Origin of the sequence: Reyranella sp. (genome assembly GCF_965279625.1) — a bacterium.
GTDB lineage: Bacteria > Pseudomonadota > Alphaproteobacteria > Reyranellales > Reyranellaceae > Reyranella.
Map to the genome: position 1 here is coordinate 4,991,627 of NZ_OZ257251.1, position 16,220 is coordinate 5,007,846.

Annotated in this window: 22 protein-coding genes and 1 other annotated feature; of the genes, 8 read left to right on the forward strand and 14 right to left on the reverse strand. The window is 66.6% G+C overall.

Features of this window, described 5'->3' with window-relative positions; genetic code table 11:
* Window positions 1-246 precede the first annotated feature (246 nt).
* Entirely contained in the window at window positions 247-987 is a 741-nt protein-coding gene (locus ACQY78_RS24220; RefSeq protein ID WP_428679795.1) for a C40 family peptidase, read from the reverse strand.
* Window positions 988-1,228: 241 nt separating this feature from the next.
* Between ACQY78_RS24220 and ACQY78_RS24225 the strand changes: the two genes are divergently transcribed.
* Window positions 1,229-1,945 (forward strand): SOS response-associated peptidase family protein, encoded by a 717-nt coding sequence (locus ACQY78_RS24225; RefSeq protein WP_428679798.1) that lies wholly within the window; start codon window positions 1,229-1,231, stop codon window positions 1,943-1,945.
* Between the two features lie 13 nt (window positions 1,946-1,958).
* Here ACQY78_RS24225 and ACQY78_RS24230 read toward each other — a convergent pair whose 3' ends face one another.
* From ACQY78_RS24230 to ACQY78_RS24245, 4 genes are all read right to left on the reverse strand, one after another.
* Complete coding sequence (locus tag ACQY78_RS24230; protein WP_428679801.1) at window positions 1,959-2,369, reverse strand: hypothetical protein; 411 nt, start codon at window positions 2,367-2,369, stop codon at window positions 1,959-1,961.
* Window positions 2,370-2,803: 434 nt separating this feature from the next.
* Entirely contained in the window at window positions 2,804-3,118 is a 315-nt protein-coding gene (locus ACQY78_RS24235; protein ID WP_428679803.1) for a hypothetical protein, read from the reverse strand.
* Between the two features lie 277 nt (window positions 3,119-3,395).
* Window positions 3,396-3,911 carry a response regulator gene (locus ACQY78_RS24240; RefSeq protein ID WP_428679806.1) on the reverse strand — a complete coding sequence of 172 codons (516 nt, stop codon included), beginning with the start codon at window positions 3,909-3,911 and terminating at the stop codon, window positions 3,396-3,398.
* 41 nt (window positions 3,912-3,952) lie between these two features.
* Window positions 3,953-4,405 carry an Hsp20 family protein gene (locus tag ACQY78_RS24245; protein ID WP_428679809.1) on the reverse strand — a complete coding sequence of 151 codons (453 nt, stop codon included), beginning with the start codon at window positions 4,403-4,405 and terminating at the stop codon, window positions 3,953-3,955.
* A gap of 204 nt (window positions 4,406-4,609) precedes the next feature.
* On the opposite strand from ACQY78_RS24245, the gene ACQY78_RS24250 reads away from it, so the two are divergent.
* From ACQY78_RS24250 to ACQY78_RS24260, 3 genes are all read left to right on the forward strand, one after another.
* Window positions 4,610-5,782 (forward strand): histidine kinase dimerization/phosphoacceptor domain -containing protein, encoded by a 1,173-nt coding sequence (locus ACQY78_RS24250; RefSeq protein WP_428679812.1) that lies wholly within the window; start codon window positions 4,610-4,612, stop codon window positions 5,780-5,782.
* A 136-nt stretch (window positions 5,783-5,918) separates the two neighbouring features.
* The gene (locus ACQY78_RS24255) at window positions 5,919-6,311 is read left to right on the forward strand and encodes a response regulator (protein ID WP_428679815.1); all 393 of its coding nucleotides are present in this window, start codon (window positions 5,919-5,921) and stop codon (window positions 6,309-6,311) included.
* A gap of 74 nt (window positions 6,312-6,385) precedes the next feature.
* Window positions 6,386-6,559, forward strand: coding sequence for a hypothetical protein (locus ACQY78_RS24260; RefSeq protein ID WP_425067061.1), 174 nt, complete (start codon window positions 6,386-6,388; stop codon window positions 6,557-6,559).
* A 44-nt stretch (window positions 6,560-6,603) separates the two neighbouring features.
* On the opposite strand, the gene ACQY78_RS24265 is transcribed toward ACQY78_RS24260, so the two are convergent.
* Together ACQY78_RS24265 and ACQY78_RS24270 are read right to left on the reverse strand one after the other, a co-directional pair.
* Entirely contained in the window at window positions 6,604-7,500 is an 897-nt protein-coding gene (locus tag ACQY78_RS24265) for an NAD(P)/FAD-dependent oxidoreductase (protein ID WP_428679818.1), read from the reverse strand.
* Window positions 7,490-7,954 carry an Rrf2 family transcriptional regulator gene (locus tag ACQY78_RS24270; protein WP_428679821.1) on the reverse strand — a complete coding sequence of 155 codons (465 nt, stop codon included), beginning with the start codon at window positions 7,952-7,954 and terminating at the stop codon, window positions 7,490-7,492. Before ACQY78_RS24270 ends, ACQY78_RS24265 begins: the two co-directional genes overlap by 11 nt.
* 280 nt (window positions 7,955-8,234) lie before the next feature.
* On the opposite strand from ACQY78_RS24270, the gene ACQY78_RS24275 reads away from it, so the two are divergent.
* Together ACQY78_RS24275 and ACQY78_RS24280 are read left to right on the forward strand one after the other, a co-directional pair.
* A complete protein-coding gene (locus ACQY78_RS24275) occupies window positions 8,235-8,867 on the forward strand; it encodes a cell envelope biogenesis protein TolA (RefSeq protein WP_428679824.1) in 633 nt (210 codons plus the stop codon).
* A gap of 117 nt (window positions 8,868-8,984) precedes the next feature.
* Window positions 8,985-9,485 carry a hypothetical protein gene (locus ACQY78_RS24280; protein WP_428679827.1) on the forward strand — a complete coding sequence of 167 codons (501 nt, stop codon included), beginning with the start codon at window positions 8,985-8,987 and terminating at the stop codon, window positions 9,483-9,485.
* Between the two features lie 535 nt (window positions 9,486-10,020).
* Here the strand turns inward: ACQY78_RS24280 and ACQY78_RS24285 are convergent.
* From ACQY78_RS24285 to ACQY78_RS24310, 6 genes are all read right to left on the reverse strand, one after another.
* A complete protein-coding gene (locus tag ACQY78_RS24285) occupies window positions 10,021-10,302 on the reverse strand; it encodes a hypothetical protein (protein WP_428679829.1) in 282 nt (93 codons plus the stop codon).
* Entirely contained in the window at window positions 10,299-10,646 is a 348-nt protein-coding gene (locus tag ACQY78_RS24290) for a hypothetical protein (RefSeq protein ID WP_428679832.1), read from the reverse strand. Before ACQY78_RS24290 ends, ACQY78_RS24285 begins: the two co-directional genes overlap by 4 nt.
* A gap of 460 nt (window positions 10,647-11,106) precedes the next feature.
* Window positions 11,107-11,490 carry a nitrile hydratase accessory protein gene (locus ACQY78_RS24295; RefSeq protein ID WP_428679835.1) on the reverse strand — a complete coding sequence of 128 codons (384 nt, stop codon included), beginning with the start codon at window positions 11,488-11,490 and terminating at the stop codon, window positions 11,107-11,109.
* A complete protein-coding gene (nthB, locus tag ACQY78_RS24300; RefSeq protein ID WP_428679838.1) occupies window positions 11,490-12,149 on the reverse strand; it encodes a nitrile hydratase subunit beta in 660 nt (219 codons plus the stop codon). Before nthB ends, ACQY78_RS24295 begins: the two co-directional genes overlap by 1 nt.
* Window positions 12,146-12,775 carry a nitrile hydratase subunit alpha gene (gene nthA, locus ACQY78_RS24305; RefSeq protein ID WP_428679841.1) on the reverse strand — a complete coding sequence of 210 codons (630 nt, stop codon included), beginning with the start codon at window positions 12,773-12,775 and terminating at the stop codon, window positions 12,146-12,148. Before nthA ends, nthB begins: the two co-directional genes overlap by 4 nt.
* A gap of 72 nt (window positions 12,776-12,847) precedes the next feature.
* Window positions 12,848-14,326, reverse strand: a complete 1,479-nt coding sequence (locus ACQY78_RS24310) for a SulP family inorganic anion transporter (protein ID WP_428686482.1) — start codon at window positions 14,324-14,326, stop codon at window positions 12,848-12,850.
* Window positions 14,327-14,409: 83 nt separating this feature from the next.
* Window positions 14,410-14,465 (reverse strand) — a sequence feature (sul1 is cis-regulatory element that is thought to sense ions involved in sulfur or methionine metabolism; They are found in Alphaproteobacteria).
* 210 nt (window positions 14,466-14,675) lie between these two features.
* On the opposite strand from ACQY78_RS24310, the gene ACQY78_RS24315 reads away from it, so the two are divergent.
* Window positions 14,676-14,867 carry a hypothetical protein gene (locus ACQY78_RS24315; protein ID WP_428686484.1) on the forward strand — a complete coding sequence of 64 codons (192 nt, stop codon included), beginning with the start codon at window positions 14,676-14,678 and terminating at the stop codon, window positions 14,865-14,867.
* 17 nt (window positions 14,868-14,884) lie between these two features.
* Window positions 14,885-15,235, forward strand: coding sequence for an ethanolamine utilization protein (locus ACQY78_RS24320; protein ID WP_428679844.1), 351 nt, complete (start codon window positions 14,885-14,887; stop codon window positions 15,233-15,235).
* Window positions 15,236-15,240: 5 nt separating this feature from the next.
* Here the strand turns inward: ACQY78_RS24320 and ACQY78_RS24325 are convergent, their stop codons facing one another.
* Window positions 15,241-16,206: an extracellular catalytic domain type 1 short-chain-length polyhydroxyalkanoate depolymerase gene (locus ACQY78_RS24325; RefSeq protein WP_428679847.1), complete on the reverse strand. Its 966-nt coding sequence runs from the start codon at window positions 16,204-16,206 to the stop codon at window positions 15,241-15,243.
* Window positions 16,207-16,220 lie beyond the last annotated feature (14 nt).

Consider the following 16,220-nt stretch of genomic DNA (forward strand, 5'->3'; position numbering starts at 1 on the left):
CGACCACGGCGGGGCAGGATGCGCGGAGACGATCGGCATGACCCCATCGCCCCGTACGCCCCGTATGACGGGGCACTTCCTCATTTGACTGTGGTAGCTGTTAATGCCGAACTATCGCGGCTCAATTCACATCGGAAGGATGCCTGCGAGAGGCGGGGGCTCCGGCTTCGCTGTCGCCAAATGGCCGGAGGTTATTCCATCCGCCCACCCGCCGGATAATCCCCCGGGGCGCTGCGTTGCGCTGACTTACTGCGGCGTGAGCCGGACCGCCTTCAGGTAGCGGGTGTTGTAGTAGTCGGCGTCGAGCGACGTCACCATGACCGGCGAGCCACGATGCGTGGCGTGCACGAACTGGCCGTTGCCGCTGTAGATGCCGACGTGGGTGATGGCGCCGCGATAGCCGAACATCACGAGGTCGCCCTTCTGCAGGTCGCTGCGCGCGACCGGCGTGGCCTCGCGCACCATGTCGTGCGGCATGCGCGGGATACGCTGTCCGAAGACCGCGTCGTAGAGATAGTAGACGAAGCCGCTGCAGTCGAAGCCGGTCTTGGGCGAGGTGCCACCGTAGCGATAGGGCGTGCCCAGATAGTTCATGGCGCGCGATACCAGGCGGTCGCCCCATTCGCTGTTGCCGGTGGACGGGTTGGCCTTCGCCGCGCCGGCCGCGGGGCCGGTCGAGAAGGACGCCGGGGTTGCCCGCGCAGCGGCGGCGGGCGTCGCGGCGCTGAAGCCCGCGAAGGCGGCGTTGTCCTGCTGCCACTTGGCATTGAGCTGGTCGGCGACGCTGTCCGTCGGATCGGCCGGGGCCGCCTTGGGTGCGGGCTTGAACTTGGACTTTGCCGGGACCTTCGCCTGGGCCATCGCGGGGGAAACGACTGCGGTCGTTCCGAAGAGTGTAGCGGCGGCCAGCACCGCCACCGACCAGGCGGTGGCCCGGGAGAGGAGGCGAGTGCGTGAGGGGATCGGTTGACCGGCTTCGAACGCCATTAACTTTTCTCCGTGGTGGAACCAAAGGTGGCGGCCTGCGGCCTCGGAGATAATGGCCGACGAAGGGCGTCCCGTCCAACAAATGTTGTAATTTTGCCACAGTAAAAATTGGCCTCTAAGTGATTGATTAATCACGATTTTCGACCATTTGGCGCGTCCCGTGAATGGTTGGGCACCCTGCGGAAAGCCTTTCGGAGAGGGTCGATGGCGCGATCCCGGTGGGCAGTGCTAGCCTTCGCACATGTGCGGCAAGTTCACGGCCCAGGCTTCCTGGCGCGAGGTCGTCGCCTTCTCCCAGCCGCTCGCGCCAAGCAGCGGCGGCGAGGGTGAAGGGGACGGGTTCGGAGCCGAAGGCGGCGACGATGCCATCGTCACCTATCGCGTCGGCGCGGCAGTGCCGGTGGTTGTGTGGGACGCCGAGGCGGGCCGGCGACGGGTCGTGCCGATGCGCTGGGGCTTTCCCGATCCAAAGGACTGGCGGCGGCCGCGCCCGATCCATGCGCGCTCGGAGACGATCGACGCGAAGGAGCCGTTCCGCACGCCCTTCCACGCAGGCCAGCGCGGCATCGTCGTCTTCCGCACCTTCAACGAGGGCGAGGAGGTGGTGAAGCCGTCGGGCCGGCCCGAGACGCGGCAATGGACGATCGATCCGCGCGACGGCCGCCCGCGCGGCTTTGCTTTCGTATGGCGGCGCTACGAGATCGAGGGCCAGCCCGCGCCGCTGCTGTTCTGCGTGATGGCCACGGTGCCGGCCAACGATCTTATCCGCCGCACGATCAAGACCGGCGAGGACGATCCGCGCATGCCTGCGATCCTCGAGGATGGCGCCTGGGCCACCTGGCTCGGCGAGGATGGCGCGGCGGCAGCCTCCGCCAAGACATTGCTCCGGACGATGGAAGGGGTGAACTGGACCTCGGCCCCCGAACCGAAGAAGCCGCGCAGGCCGCCGCCGCGCTGACCGGTCGGCTAGGCTATCGTCCGGCGCCGATCGGCATGGCCACCGCGCCGCCCGGATCGCGCCCCGCAGGCGCCCGATCGTCCCCGGGGGCTGCGGAAGGCGACGCCATGGGCGCGTTGGGGACGGCGGTCGGGCGCCATTCACTCGACGGGGTAGGGGCTGGCGAACCATTCAGGCGCGCGGTCGCCGCCTGCAGTTCCTCCGTCAGCGCCGCGCGTTCAGCCTTCAGTTCATCCAGCCGGCGGCTCAGGAACCGGCGGCGACGGCGAATCTGGCCGGCCTCGACCTCATCGGCCGTCTCGAGCTTGGTCTTCAGGACGTTCCCCTCCGTCTGGAGACGGGTCAGATCCTCCTTCACTTCCGCGAGTCGGTCGATGCAGTAATGGCGTGATTGCACCAGCCGCTGGTTCACTTCGTCAGCCATCTTCTGCCGCTCCTCATCCTTCTCGACCAAAGCGCCGGACTGCGCGGTGTTTCTTCCAGTTCCATTCTCATTTCCACTGAATAATGGCGACCGGTTGCGGGTTCCAGACTGTAACTGGCGAGAATACGGCAAGTCTCAAAAAGGATTACGGCAATGGAATGTCGACATTGACCATTCATTCCAACCAGACACGCTCTCCGTGTCGGGGCCACCGATCATCCACAGGTCATTTTCGCGGGGAGCCCAAGCGCCTGGCCGATAGAAGTCTGCCGGCGGGGGCATCGTCGGCGCGGCGTTCGCAGTGAAATCCGGTCCGCCGCCCACACGCGACGGACCGGTATCGACACCCATCACCCGTGTCTACGGAACATCAAATCGATCGGCCTCGCTGTCTCGAATTGTACACTTCCGAGAAATCGTCGAGAGGGGCGCAACTATGTGTTGTCGATCACCATTTCGATCAGCTTCGCGATCTTGTCCCGCGTGAGGTCGCCGGAATTCGAAATGAACGGCTCGGCGTCGGGGCGGTAGACATAGGCGACGCCCTTGGCGGTACCGCCATCGCCGGTACGCGTCACGACCACGTTGCCCAGCGCCGTCGAGATGCTGGTGGTGCCGCCATCGCCGATGATGAACGACACGCCGACTGCGCGGTGATCCTGCATGTCGATCTGGTGGGAGTAGGCGAACTGGTCGGGCCCGAGACGCTCCTGCAACTCCGCGAGGAACGGCAGGACGTTGTTTTCCATTGCGGTCTTGCAGTACTCGACATCCGCGCCGCGCTTGTCGATGAATTCGGAGACTGGCGGTTTCGCTCGTTGGCCGCCGCGCCCATCTTGGCCTCGAATTTCTCCGCGAGTTCCCGGGCGTCCATCGTCTTCCTTCCCCCATGCTTGCGGACCCGGAGATCGAGACCACGGGGGGCAATGGGCGGTTCGTCTTCCGGTTCCGCCTCGGGCGTGATTGGCGAGCGGGGTGCGGCGAAGGGTTGGACGTCCTTCGCCGCACGTTCGCGACTTGATGATGTCAAAGTTGGGGAAGGACGCGCGGCCAGCTCATCGGCGGTGGCGAGACCGCGTAGGGCAGCTCCTCGTCAGTCAGGCGCGGGGCGGCCATGACGGTTGCCAGCGCTTCGAGCAGGCGCGGCCGGGAGAAGGGCTTCTCCAGGATCGGCGCGCCGGCATGGCGGGCCGGCAGCGGATTGGAGCGCGCCGTCAGGAACAGCACCGGCACGCCGGCATCGACAATCCTGTCGGCCAGGACGAAGGCCAGCCGGCCGGCATCCGCGTCGACGAGGGCGGCATCGACCGTGCCGCGGGCCAGCAGCGCCTCGACGGCGGGCAGGCTGGTGGCCGGCCCGAGGACGCGGTAGCCCGCTTCGCGCAGGGTCCGCTGCAGGTCGAGCGCCACGACCGCCTGGTCCTCGACGATCAGGATGCGGCCACGCGGTCCGTCGGCTGCCAGCTGAGGGGGATGCGACGTGTGGGGGAGAGTGTGAACGGACTTCCACTGGGTGTTCGTGGAAGCAGCTGAACCAGTCATGCCTGTCCTCCTATTGAACGAAACGAGGGAAGGTCGGGACGCTATTGCCGCGCGATCGACGCGCGCGGCTCCGCCTTTTCCACGGCGATCACGCGCGGCTTCTTCTCCTCCGGCACCTCGCGCCGCAGATCGACGGTGAGCAGCCCGTTGGCCAGGCTCGCGCTCACGACCCGGACATGGTCGGCGAGCTGGAAGGTGCGCTCGAAATTGCGACTCGCGATGCCGCGATAAAGATATTCCCGCTTGTCGTCGCCGCCGGTGGCCTGGCCGCCGATCAGCAGCTCGTTCTCCTTCTGCACGACGCTGAGTTCGGCTTCGCCGAAGCCGGCCACGGCCATGACGATCCGGTAGGAATCGTCGCCGGTCTTCTCGATGTCGTAAGGCGGATATCCGGGCGTGCCGGAGCGGCTGGCCACCGAGTCGAGCAGGTCGAAGACCCGGTCGAAGCCGACGGTGCCGCGGTGAAAAGGTGCGAAATCGATGGTGTTGCGCATGAAGCATCCTCCGATGAGCGATGGTTGCGACCCGGCCCCCGGACGGCGGCCGATTCTGCGAGACCGGTTGGTGGAACCGGCAACGGATCGATCTAGAAAGGCCCTTTGGGGCTTCAAGGGGGCCTGAAAAAAAAATCCCGCGAGAGCAGGTGAAGTCCCGAAACACCGCGGGGCACCTTTGCGGCGGTCGGGCGTTCACTGGCCATGCCCGACACATCATCCGCGGCGACGGCAGAGGCCGACGTCGAGAAGCTCCGCCGCCATGTCCGCATTCTGGTCGAGCTGGGCCGGCTCGCGGGCCACGATTCGACACCGGAGCGCTTTCTCGACCATGCGGTCGTCCAGGTCGGGCGGGCGGTCGAGATCCACCACGTCAAGGTGCTGCGCTACCGTCCGACGACGGCCGATCTGCTGATGGTGGCCGGGACCGGGTGGAAGGAAGGCCTCGTCCGCTCCGCGACCTTCTCGTCCGATCTGCGCTCGCCCCCCGGCCGCGCCTACCGGACGGCCGAGCCGGTCTGCATTGCCGATTTCACGAAGGCACCGGACTTCGTCGTTTCCGAAGTGCTGAAGGAGCATGGCATCGTTTCCCTGGCGAACGTGCCGATCCTCACCGACGGCGCCGCCTGGGGCGTGCTCGAAGTCGACAGCACGAAGCCGCGCGATTTCACCTCGGATACGGTGGAGTTCCTGATCGCCGCGGCGGCGATCATCGCGTCCACCGTGCGAAGCCACAGCTCGGCGCGCGGCGAGGCGGCGGCTCTGGCGGAGGCCGCGTCGGAGGCGCAGCGGCGCGAGGTGCTGCTGCGCGAGCTTCAGCACCGGGTGAAGAACAATTTCCAGCTGATCCTCGCCTCCATCAGCCTGCAGAAGCGGCGCTTCAAGGAGGGGGAAGGGCTGCGCGCGCTCGACCACATCGCCAACCGCATCAACGCCATCTCGCTCGCACACGACCAGCTGGCGCCGCGGCAGGATGCGCAGGCCGTCGACGTCGCGGGCTATCTCCGCGCGCTGTGTGCGTCGATCGAGCAGCAGGTGGAGAACGTCTCGATCGAGATCGAAGCCGACGAGGTCGAACTTTCGATCGAGCGGGCCGTGCCGCTCGGCCTGATCCTCAACGAGGCGGCGACCAACAGCGCCAAGCATGCCTTCGCCGAGAAGGGGGGGCTCATCGTCGTCAGGCTCCAGGCGGGGATCGGCTTCGGCGAGGGACGGCTGACCATCTGCGACAATGGCCATGGCTTTCAGAAGACGTTGTCCAGCGGCTCGGGGCTCAAGCTGATCGATTCACTGGCGCGACAGATAGGCGGACAGGTCTTCACCGAGAGTTCGAAGGGCGGAACGTCGACGTCAGTGATCTTCCCGATCATCAGCTGACCAGGCGAGACGTGCGGCGTTTCAGCTTCTCCGCTTCCGTACGGGAACTAACCCGGGATACCACTCGTTGTCCCATCTCGTTCGGGAGGCCGAAGGAGTCCGGATGTCTCTGGATCGCGGCTTTGGGGGGTGAGCGTTGGAAAAGACATCGGTCCTTGTTCTGATTGCCGAAGACCAGGCGGAAATCGCCGACGTGCTCACGATGTCGTTCGAGGATGGCGGTTACGAGGTGCTGCTCGCCTCGACGGCGGACGAGGCGATGGGCGCGCTGGACTCGCGCGGCGAGGAAGTGCGCGCGCTCGTGACCGACATCAAGCTGGGTTCCAGCGCCACCGGATGGGACGTGGCGAGGCACGCCCGCGAGATGAAGCCGGACATGCCGGTCGTGTACATGACCGGATCCGAGGGCAACGACTGGGCCTCGCTGGGCGTGCCCAACAGCATCCTGGTGCCCAAGCCCTTCGCCGCCTCGCAGGTGCTCACCGCCGTCTCCCAGCTCCTGAACGCGACCAACACGCCCGGCTCATAGCGGACGGCGCACGTGTCCGGGGAATCCGCTCCGAATAGAGGGGCGGGGCCCGGGAGGCCGGGCTATGGTCCCCAATGATCAAAATCGCGCCCCTCAAGAAATATTCGCTGCGGGCCGAACGCCCCGGCACACACCAGTACCTGACCGAGGGCTACAACTCGCTGGGCAAGGCCACCGAGCGAAAGGCGGCGCTCGAGGAAGCCGGCTACACCGTCCTCGTCACCCTGTCCGATCCCTCGGCCGCCTGAGCTGAGTAGGCGGCGCGAATCGAAGGGCTCCATCCACGCCGTGTTCATCCGCCGAACACGAGCGCGCGGTGGAGGGAGGTGCCCGCCGTGACGCCGTCGGCCACTGCCCAGCTCACGCTGTGCGGCGCGCGGGCGATGTCTCCGGCGGCGTAGAGGCCGGGGACGGTGGTCATCCTGTCGGCGTCCGTGCGGATGATCGGACCGATCGGCCCCTCGTCGATCGCGACACCGAGCTGTTCGGCGATCGGGCTCGCCAGGCAGGATTGCGGCGCGATGTAGAGCGCCTCGACGGCACGCTCGTGTCCCTCCTCGAACGCGACTCCGGACAAGTCGGTGCCCTCGCCGACGAGGCGCTTCAACCTGCCGCGTTCGACCGTTACGCCGTGTCGCGCAAGCATCTCCGCACTCTCGGGCGCGAGGTCCGCGCCGTTCAGGAACAAAGTCGTCGGCCCCCATTCGGCGACCAGGCAGGCCTGGTGCACCGACATGGGCGTGCGAAAGAGCACCCCGAGCGGCCGGTCGCTGAATTCGAAACCGTGGCAGTAAGGACAATGCAGCACCGTCCGGCCCCAGCGTTCCTTCAGGCCCGGGATCGGCTCCAACTCGTCGCGCAGCCCGAAGGCGAGGAGCGCCTTCTGCGCCGCGATCTCCTCGCCGCTCTGCAGCGAGACGGCGAAGCCGTCACCCCGGACGCGGGCGCTTGCGGCTTCGCCCTCGACGAAGGTCACGCTTGGATAGGCCGCGAGCTGCGCGCGCGCCCGCGCCAGGACCGACGACGGCGCGCTGCCGTCCGACCCCAGGAAGCCATGCGAGGCCTCGGCGAAACGGTTGCGCGGCCGGCCCGCATCGATCACGCACACGCGCCGCCGCGCGCGGGCGAGGTAGGTGGCGGCGGCGAGGCCGGCGAAGGCGCCTCCGACGATCACGACATCATGCTGCATGGTTCGTCTCCAGGTCGGTCGACCCGCCGCGCCGGGCGAGGCGTTTGTGGAAGTCGGCGCTCAGCGCCGCGAGGGTGAGGGCGCCGAAGCGGCGCAGGAGCAGCGCTTCGGCTTGGTCGAAGGCGTCGCCGAGGGCAGCGTTCACCGCCTGCTCGACGAGACAGCCGGGCGCCTCGGTGCGGTTGCCCATGGCCAGCAACTCGGGCCGGCCGAGCGCTTCGTAGACGTCGCGCAAGCTGACCGCGGCGAGATCGCACGCGATCGTCCAGCCGCCGCCATGTCCCTTCTCCGATTGAACGAACCCGCGCTCGCGCAGGCCCGCCATGAGGCGGCGGATCACCACCGGATTGGTGCCCATGGCGCGCGCCAGCATCTCCGACGTCATCGGACCGGCATGCTCTGCCATGTGCAGCAGGACGTGCAGCACGCCCGATAGTCGGCTGTCTCTTCTCATGTAACTTCATATGTTGCGACTCGTCTCCGGTTTCAAGCCTTTTCGCGGGAACGAGATTGAGCGGTGCCAATGAGGGGATCGCAACGATGATCGCGGCGTGCAGGAAGTTCGTCGCGCTTCGCCAGCCCGGCGCCGGCCAATGAACGAAACAAACGAAATAAACAAGATATTCGAAACCGACGTCGCACCTCCCCGAGCAGGTATCATGGTACCGCGCCCGACGTCCCGGCAACCGGCGGCGCCCCGAAACGTTCCTGCGGCATCGGGAGGGAACGGAGGGATGGCGCGGAAGCTCAAGGCCTTCACGACCTCGGCGGGCTTCTTCGATCTCGCGGTGTCCGCGCCGTCGATGAAGGCGGCGCTCGAAGCCTGGGGCGCCGGGGCCAATCTGTTTCACCAGGGATTTGCCAGGCAGACCGACGATCCGGCCATCGTCGAGGCCACGATGGCGCGGCCCGGCATCGTGCTGCGGCGGCCGGTCGGCACCGACCAGCACTTCAAGGAGGACGCCGAGGCCTCCGAGGCCGCCTTCGAGGGCAAGCTCGAAAGAAAGTCCAGGCCCGCGCGCCGGCGGCGCGAGCCGGTGGTGGCAAAGGCGACGGACCCCAAGCAAGAGCGTGAAGCCGCGCGCGCCTTCGAGAAGGAGCGCGAGCGCCGGGAGCGCCTGGAGCGCAGGCAAGAGGCGGCGCGGCTGGCGGAAGGGGCGCGGCGGGATCGCGTCATTGCGGCCGCGCAGAACGCGCTCGACGAGGCCGTGGAACGCCATGCGGCAGAGGTCGCGGAGATCGAGCGGGCGCGGGCCGCGCTCGATGCCAAGGCCGATCGTGAACGCGAGCGGTGGCGGCGCGAGAAGGATGAACTCGAAGACGCGTTGCGTCGCGCCCGCGTGCCGCGGCATCTGCGGCCGGTGTGACGACGACCCTCTGCAACCTTTTCCCGGAAAGGCCGTTTCGGGATTGGCTCACAGGGGAGAGAGGATGAACGGGCCCGCATCACCGACATCGACGTTGCAATCATCGACAGGTGGCCGATGACCGGCGTTCGCGGCCGTCGCCTCGACTGGAACGCGTTCTTCCAGACCGTCCAGGAGCCGCACGGTATTCGCATCAGGCTCTCGACAGTCGACGCTGCGTCGCCGGCGGCGATGACGGCCGAGAAACGCGTGCTGCGACTGATCAGATCCAAGCTCGCGTCCGAACGCTTCGCCCTGCGGCGCTCCTTCTCGACGGGACCCACTGTCATAGAGTGCGTGTTCGACTCCGCCCCCCTGGCCGACAAGTTGGCCCGCGAATTCGGTGCCGGGCGCGGCGAGGCGGTTCCCGGCTGGACGAGCGGCCGTGCCCTCGTCGCCGACGAGCGGGCGCTACGGCATTTGCTCAAGCAGGGCGCTGCGGCGCCGCGCGAGGCGAAGCAGCCGGATGAGGTCGTCCCAGTTAAAGGGCCGGTCGACGAAGCGAGGTCGCGGCTGCAGAGGATGTCGCTGGAGGAGCAGGCTGCAGCGCTGTTCAAATCGATGACGCGGGGGCCGTGATGGCAGTCGTGCGGCGACGCAAGCAGATGCTCGAAACGGCGCTGGGCGGCGTCAAGGCCTACGAAAGGGGGCTATCGGGTGAGGAGGGTCTTAGTGCCGCACGATCATCTGACCGGAGGTCGTCTGCACCGCGTCATCGGCTGCGCCGCGCGCGATCGAGTCGGAGGAGAAGGCTGGCGGGATAACGAATCTGCCGTAGTACGTTAAGGTGGACGCGCGAAAACGCCGCCGAACTGCCGTGGCACAGAGTTGGTGAGATTGAAGTTCAGGCCCTGGAGCGTCAGCACTGTCGCTCTCCGGGGGAGGGGAAGCAACCTGTCTTCTGCCGATGGCGGGCGGGTGCGGCGAGGATCATCGCCAGAAGGGCAATGCGCGCATAACTTTCGCGGCGTTCGACCCGTTCATCCGCGGCCAACGCGGGAGCCGTCTGCCGTGGCGACCACGCCAGCGCGTTTGTCGGAGTGTGTTGGCGGGAAATGAAAGGCGCTGCCGGCCCGAGGACCGACAGCGCGATGGTCTGTAGCGAAGGCCGGTCCTACTTGGAGGCGCCTTCCGCCATCGCTGCCTTGTGCTTCCGCAGCCATTCGCGAGCCTGCGCCTTGCGGACGCGCAGCTCCAGCAACTCGACCTCGGCACGCAGGGCGACGACAACGTCTTCTGAATTCTTCGGTTCTTTTGCCATTACCATCTCCACTTCAGTTTCTTCGTTCAGCTCGACTGTAGCTTCTTCGCTCGTCTTTACGGCCACTTTCTCGGGGCTTGTAGCAGAGCCCCGCTTGAATAGTCGTGTGACGCTGAAGCGCGGCTTCTTGCTCATTTCAGTTCCGCGAGGCGTAGTTGCTCAGCACGCTCACAGGCCTCACTCGCGCCCTTGTATTGTTTAAGGTCCAGATGCGCACGTGCCAAAAATTCATAATGAGTGGGCTTTCTGTAGTCGTTGGCCGCAACAGACTTTAGCAAATGTCGGGCCGCCGAGCGCTGGTTGACTGCGGCGAGGGCACGAACCGCCAGGCACGTGGCTTCGAGGCGCAGGGCGCGATCGGTCTTGATGCCCGCAATGCGCTCATAAAGGCTCGACACCCCATCCCAATCCGCGCGAGCGAACGACGACCGAATTTCCCGAATGAGTTGTCCTTCCGGCTTCGTATCTTCCTCTGTCATCACCGCATTCTCCCCCAATATCGTCTCAAAATGATGAACGGGCTCCCGGTGATGCCGGAAGGTCTTGCCAAGACGGCGCCCGCCGTGGGGCGTCGCAATCTCCGCTGCGGTACCGGAAAGGTTTCGCTGTTGGGGGACGCCCTGGAGGACGTCTAGCGCAAATCATGCCATCCCGACTAGTTAAAGGCTTAAAGCGATCTTTGGATCGTTACCAATATGGTGAGATTTGCTCAAGGGAGAGCTCGACGCCGGATGGCGCCGTTCAGGGCGAGGGAATTCGAAACTTTCTGCACTCATGTCCAGACTTGCGAAGAGCGCTTCAATGATCGCAGGTCACACGGTGATATTGGTCTGCGACCTAAAGCTACGTAGCCCCACAAGGACCGAGCGGCTCGTTCGCAGGAGGTCATGCCGGCGACCGATTGCCTAATCATTGCACAGCCAGACGGGCTTTCGCGGCTTACCAAAAGTCGCCTTGGGTGAGTTCGATCGTCTGACCATGCGGGGTCCGGTCCGCGGCATGCTCCCACGCGTGAAAGTAACGGTCGAGCGTTTCCGTCGACGCGATACCCTTGCGCGCGACCAGCCGCTCCAGCGTGGCGAGCCAGTGGCGGTAGTAGGTCGTGCCGTCGTCGGGATCGCCCTCGGCGATGGCGGCCTTGATCTGGGTGCCGAGCTCGTCGGCCCATTCGTTCCAGGTGAAGACGCCGCGCTGCTGCAGGCTGAGCGCCATCGCAAAAGCCTGGGCCTCCCACGGCTCGACGAACACCGGCGCCTCGCCTTCGCAGGGAACGCCGGGCACGGTCTCCAGAACCGCGCGGACCGAAGCGGGATCCTGCGTCATCACGCCGGCTCCAGGTAGGGCTCGAACGCTTCGATGGAAACCGTGGCGCCGTCCTCCGCGTCGGGGCCCCACAGTTCCCGTCCGTCGAACACCACCGTGTAGAGCCATTCGCCCTGCTTGATACCCTTCTCGACCATCGCGTCGGGAAAAGTGTGGCAGCCCTGGATGCGCTCGATCGTGCCGAGGTGACCGCGCGCGAAGCGAGGCAGGCGCGTATGCGAACGGGGATGGATGTTGCGGGCGCGCACCTTCTGGCCGACCGCGAAGAGGGCGGGCGCGCGCGGCGGCTGGTCGTGATTGGGGCGGCTGACGGCGGTGCCGGCCTGAGGGCCCGACAGCGGCTTGCGTTTCAGCGCCCGACCCGGTGCGCTCGAATGGCCGCTTGCCAGCTCGGCCTCGGAGACGAGGCCGCGATCGAGGCACAGACGCTCGAGGCGCAGGAACCACTTCCTGTAATAGGACGAGGAAAGATAGACCGCGGGCGGCAGCGTCTCGATCCAGTAGCGGCCGACATCGATGTTCCATTCGCCGGCCGAGCCCATGACCCGGTTGAGCGCGAAGGAGCGCGCCTGCCAGTCGGCCTGGAAGGGCACCTCGTGCGGATCGGGCGCGACCTTGCCGAAGCCGTCCATGCCGCCCATGTCGTGCACGCCGTTCATGCTGCGACCTCGTTCGCCGCCTTCGGGAACCCGGTCCCGATCATCGAATCGCGGGTGACCAGGGAGGCGAGCTGCTCCTCGGACCAGCCGTCGGTCGCGGCGGGCCGCATCGGCAGCACGATGAACCGCGTCTCCGCCGTCGAGTCCCACACGCGCACCTTCGTCTCGTCGGGAAGGCTCACGCCGAAATCGGCCAGCACCTTGCGCGGCTCCTTGACGGTGCGCGCACGGTAGGGCGCCGACTTGTACCAGGCCGGCGGCAGGCCCAGCAGATCCCACGGGTAGCAGGAGCACAGGGTGCAGACGATCATGTTGTGCGTGGCGGACGTGTTCTCGACGGCGATCAGATGGTCGCCGACCTTCTGCTGCAGGCCGAGCTGCGCGATCGCCTTGCTGGCGTCGGCGAGCAGCGCTTCGCGGAATGCCGGATCGGCCCAGGCCTTGGCCACCACCTGCGCGCCGATATGAGGTCCGATCTTCGTCTCGTAGGTCTCGATGATCGAATCGAGCGCGGCTGGATCGACATAGCCCTTTTCGGTCAGGATGGTTTCGAGGGCGCGGACGCGAAGCTGCATCTCCGAAAGCTCGGATCCATGCTCGTGGTCGTGATCATGGTCGTGCGACATTGCACCTCCTGAGACTGAAGCGGGCAGCCTAGTGCATTCCGCCCGGGCGAAACAGGTCGGGCTGCTCCGCCGTCAGTGCGGCACGGCGCCCAGCTCGACGCCGGTCTTGTCGTGCAGGGCGAAACGGTCGACGAGGTCGGCGCTGGCCTCGTTGTAGCCGATGACCTTCACCTCCGAGCCGTCGCGGCGCAGGCGGGCCACGATCTTGTCGAGCGCGCCGACGCCGGAGATGTCCCAGAAGTGCGCCGCCGACACGTCGATCGTCACGGTGCGTCCCTCCTCGGGCAGGAAGGCACGGGTGAAGCGGTCGACCGAGGCGAAGAAGATCTCGCCGCTGATGCGATAGGTGATCCTGCCGTCGCTCTCGCTGCGTTCGACCGCGAACATGCGGCGGACCTTGCCGGCGAAGAAGATGCCGGAGAGCAGCACGCCCGCCACCACGCCCTGCGCCAGGTCGTGGGTGAAGACGACGACGCAGACCGTCACGATCATCACCACGCTCGAGGTCGGCGGATGGCGGCGCAGGTTGGGAATCGAGTTCCAGCTGAATGTGCCGATCGACACCATGATCATGACCGCGACCAGCGCCGGCATCGGGATGCGCCCGACCAGTGGCCCCAGCACGGCAAGCAGGAACAGCAGCGCCGCGCCCGCGACGAAGGTCGAGAGGCGCGTGCGACCGCCCGAGGTCACGTTGATCACCGACTGGCCGATCATGGCGCAGCCGCCCATGCCGCCCACCAGGGCCGCCGCGATGTTGGCGCCGCCCTGGCCCAGGCACTCGCGGCGCTTGTCGCTGTCGGAATCGGTCATGTCGTCGACGATCTGCGCCGTCAGCATCGATTCGAGCAGGCCGACCGCCGCCATGGTGAGCGCATAGGGCAGGATGATGCGCAGCGTCTCCCAGGTGAACGGCACCTGCGGCAGGGCGAGGCTCGGCAGCGCCTCCGGCAGCTTGCCCATGTCGCCCACCGTATGGACCGGCAGATCGAGGCCGATGCTGAGCGCCGCCAGCACGACGATGGCCACCAGCGGCGAGGGCACGGCGGTGGTGAGGCGCGGCAGCAGGTAGATGATGGCGAGGCCGGCGGCGATCATCGCATAGGTGTGCCACGACACGCCGACCAGCTGCGGGAGCTGCGCCATGAAGATCAGGATGGCGAGCGCATTGACGAAGCCGGTGATCACCGAGCGCGAGACGAACTGCATCAGCAGGTCGAGGCGCAGGAAGCCGGCCGCGATCTGGATCAGGCCCATCAGGATGGTGGCGGCGAACAGGTAGTCGACGCCATGTTCGCGCACCAGCGGCGTCACCACGACGGCGACCGCGGCGGTGGCCGCCGAGATCATGCCGGGCCGTCCGCCCAGCAGCGAGATGACGATGGCGATCGCCACCGAGGCCCACAGGCCGACCTTGGGATCGACACCGGCGATGATCGAGAAGCCGATGGCTTCGGGGATGAGGGCCAGCGCCACGACCAGGCCGGCGAGGAAATCGCGGCGCGCCTGGCCGAGGCTGCCGAACCATTGCGTTCTGAAATTGCTGAACATCGAGCCGTCTATGCACATGCACATGGCGCCACGGGTCTTCCTCGCCTGGAGGCGAAGATGGTGTGTGGGACGTTCCATGTGAGAGTTGCCCGGCGGATCGGCGGCCGGAATAGCCACCCGGGGTTTCACCGGGTCCATGCGAGTGAGCGCGTGCGTAGACCACGCCCGGCGCTCGATTGCAATCCCGATGCATTGACGCGCCTTCTGCAACTTCCTCGGCCCGGGATGCGTTCAACGCCCCACGTCATGTAAGGAGCAAGCGATGGCTGCGAAGAAGAAGGTCGCGAAGAAGGCGGCGAAAAAGAAGGTAGCGAAGAAAGTCGCGAAGAAGGCCGCGAAGAAGAAGACGGTGCGCAAGAGCGCGGCCAAGCGCGAGCTGATCGACACGGGCACCAACAAGCTGTTCGTGCGGCGCAATGCGCTCGGCACCTCCTTCAAGGAAGTCGAGGATGTCGGCCGTTCGCTGACGGCCGATCGTCGCCGCAAGGCCAAGACCGTCGCCAAGCGCGGCCAGGGCGACAAGGGCGACCGGCGCCGCTAGCACGGAGGAGGCTCTTCATGAGAGTTCGCAAGTTCGGACTGGCCGACGCGACGCTCGAGCGCTCACCCGGGCAGGAAGGCGACATCTTCGCGGGCAACGTGATCGACCAGCGCCAGGGCGGGCCGATCACGATCGGCTATGGCCGCTATGGTCCAAACCAGCGCCTCGACGAGACCATGGCGGTGGACGACGTCATGCTGATCCTCGAGGGGCGGATCTCAGTCACCAGTCGCGACGGTACCGTGACAGGCGGGCCGGGCGAGTTCATCTACATGCCCAAGGGCGAAGCGGTGACCATCGTCTCGCACGAGGAGGGGGCGTTGACCGCCTACGTCACCTACCCGCACTGGCAGGAAGCGCGCGGCTGACGGGCTCAGGCGCTTCGCGCCGACAGGCGATGCTCGAGGAAGAAGCGCACGAACTCGGCGCTGGCGTCGGGACCGCGCGGATCGGTAAAGGAGCCGGCCGCGCTGCCACCGGACCAGGCGTGGCCGAGGCCCTGCAGCACCCACAGCTCACCAACGTCGCGTCCCTGCGCGTCGAAGCGAAGGGTCCGGGTGAAAGCGATGCCGGTCGCGGTCTCGCCGCGGGAGACCTGCGTGCGCACGCCAGGCCCGCCCGACGCCTGTTCGCTGGCCTGGTCGCCGTTGACCGGATTGACCGTCTCGTCACGATCGCCGTGGAAGACGATGGTCGGGACCACGGGGCCGGTTCGCACGGTAAGCCGTGCCGCAGGCGCGCCCTGCCGCATGGCCGAGAAGGCGGCATGCATGTCGCGCGCCGCGCCGCAGGCGAGGCCCGAATGGATGCCCACCGCGGCATAGAGGTCGGGATAGGTGGCGCCCATGATCGCTGCGGCCGCGCCGCCGGCGGACAGGCCCGCGACATAGACCTGGTCCTCGTCGACGGCCTGGTCACGGATGATCTGCCGCGTGAGCTCGGCGATCAGGTGAGGCTCTCCCAGGTCGCGGATCTGGTCGCCGACCTTGAACCAGTTCCAGCACTTGCTGGGGTTCGCGGTTTCAGGCTGCTCGGGATAAGCCACAAGGAACCGCCGCTCGTCGGCGAGTTCGTTCATGCGCGTGCCGGCGGCGAAGTCGTCGGGCGACTGCGTGCAGCCGTGAAGCATGACGATCAGGGGCAGGGGCCGCCGGTCGTGGCCGGCGGGCACATAGAGTTTGAAGCGCCGGTTGCCCGCGGCATTCGCCACACTGTGATACTCGAATGAACCGGGGGAGGTCTCGGAACGGGGTTCCGTGAGGGCTCGCATCGCTTCGACGAGCTTGCCGTCACGCGCCAGTCGGAGGACCTCGATCACGTCGGCGCGGTGTAACAACATGGGTACTCTTTTCT

Bases quoted from the DNA above. Each gene is read 5' to 3' on its own strand.
- ACQY78_RS24250 (WP_428679812.1), top strand. From the start codon at position 4,610: ATGCCCGACACATCATCCGCGGCGACGGCAGAGGCCGACGTCGAGAAG.
- ACQY78_RS24310 (WP_428686482.1), bottom strand. From the start codon at position 14,326: ATGTTCAGCAATTTCAGAACGCAATGGTTCGGCAGCCTCGGCCAGGCG.
- ACQY78_RS24260 (WP_425067061.1), top strand. From the start codon at position 6,386: ATGATCAAAATCGCGCCCCTCAAGAAATATTCGCTGCGGGCCGAACGC.
- ACQY78_RS24295 (WP_428679835.1), bottom strand. From the start codon at position 11,490: ATGACGCAGGATCCCGCTTCGGTCCGCGCGGTTCTGGAGACCGTGCCC.
- ACQY78_RS24325 (WP_428679847.1), bottom strand. From the start codon at position 16,206: ATGTTGTTACACCGCGCCGACGTGATCGAGGTCCTCCGACTGGCGCGT.
- ACQY78_RS24235 (WP_428679803.1), bottom strand. From the start codon at position 3,118: ATGGAAAACAACGTCCTGCCGTTCCTCGCGGAGTTGCAGGAGCGTCTC.
- ACQY78_RS24320 (WP_428679844.1), top strand. From the start codon at position 14,885: ATGAGAGTTCGCAAGTTCGGACTGGCCGACGCGACGCTCGAGCGCTCA.
- ACQY78_RS24220 (WP_428679795.1), bottom strand. From the start codon at position 987: ATGGCGTTCGAAGCCGGTCAACCGATCCCCTCACGCACTCGCCTCCTC.
- ACQY78_RS24245 (WP_428679809.1), bottom strand. From the start codon at position 4,405: ATGCGCAACACCATCGATTTCGCACCTTTTCACCGCGGCACCGTCGGC.
- ACQY78_RS24225 (WP_428679798.1), top strand. From the start codon at position 1,229: ATGTGCGGCAAGTTCACGGCCCAGGCTTCCTGGCGCGAGGTCGTCGCC.
- nthB (WP_428679838.1), bottom strand. From the start codon at position 12,149: ATGAACGGCGTGCACGACATGGGCGGCATGGACGGCTTCGGCAAGGTC.
- ACQY78_RS24230 (WP_428679801.1), bottom strand. From the start codon at position 2,369: ATGGCTGACGAAGTGAACCAGCGGCTGGTGCAATCACGCCATTACTGC.
- nthA (WP_428679841.1), bottom strand. From the start codon at position 12,775: ATGTCGCACGACCATGATCACGACCACGAGCATGGATCCGAGCTTTCG.
- ACQY78_RS24275 (WP_428679824.1), top strand. From the start codon at position 8,235: ATGGCGCGGAAGCTCAAGGCCTTCACGACCTCGGCGGGCTTCTTCGAT.
- ACQY78_RS24285 (WP_428679829.1), bottom strand. From the start codon at position 10,302: ATGAGCAAGAAGCCGCGCTTCAGCGTCACACGACTATTCAAGCGGGGC.
- ACQY78_RS24290 (WP_428679832.1), bottom strand. From the start codon at position 10,646: ATGACAGAGGAAGATACGAAGCCGGAAGGACAACTCATTCGGGAAATT.
- ACQY78_RS24265 (WP_428679818.1), bottom strand. From the start codon at position 7,500: ATGCAGCATGATGTCGTGATCGTCGGAGGCGCCTTCGCCGGCCTCGCC.
- ACQY78_RS24240 (WP_428679806.1), bottom strand. From the start codon at position 3,911: ATGACTGGTTCAGCTGCTTCCACGAACACCCAGTGGAAGTCCGTTCAC.
- ACQY78_RS24280 (WP_428679827.1), top strand. From the start codon at position 8,985: ATGACCGGCGTTCGCGGCCGTCGCCTCGACTGGAACGCGTTCTTCCAG.
- ACQY78_RS24270 (WP_428679821.1), bottom strand. From the start codon at position 7,954: ATGAGAAGAGACAGCCGACTATCGGGCGTGCTGCACGTCCTGCTGCAC.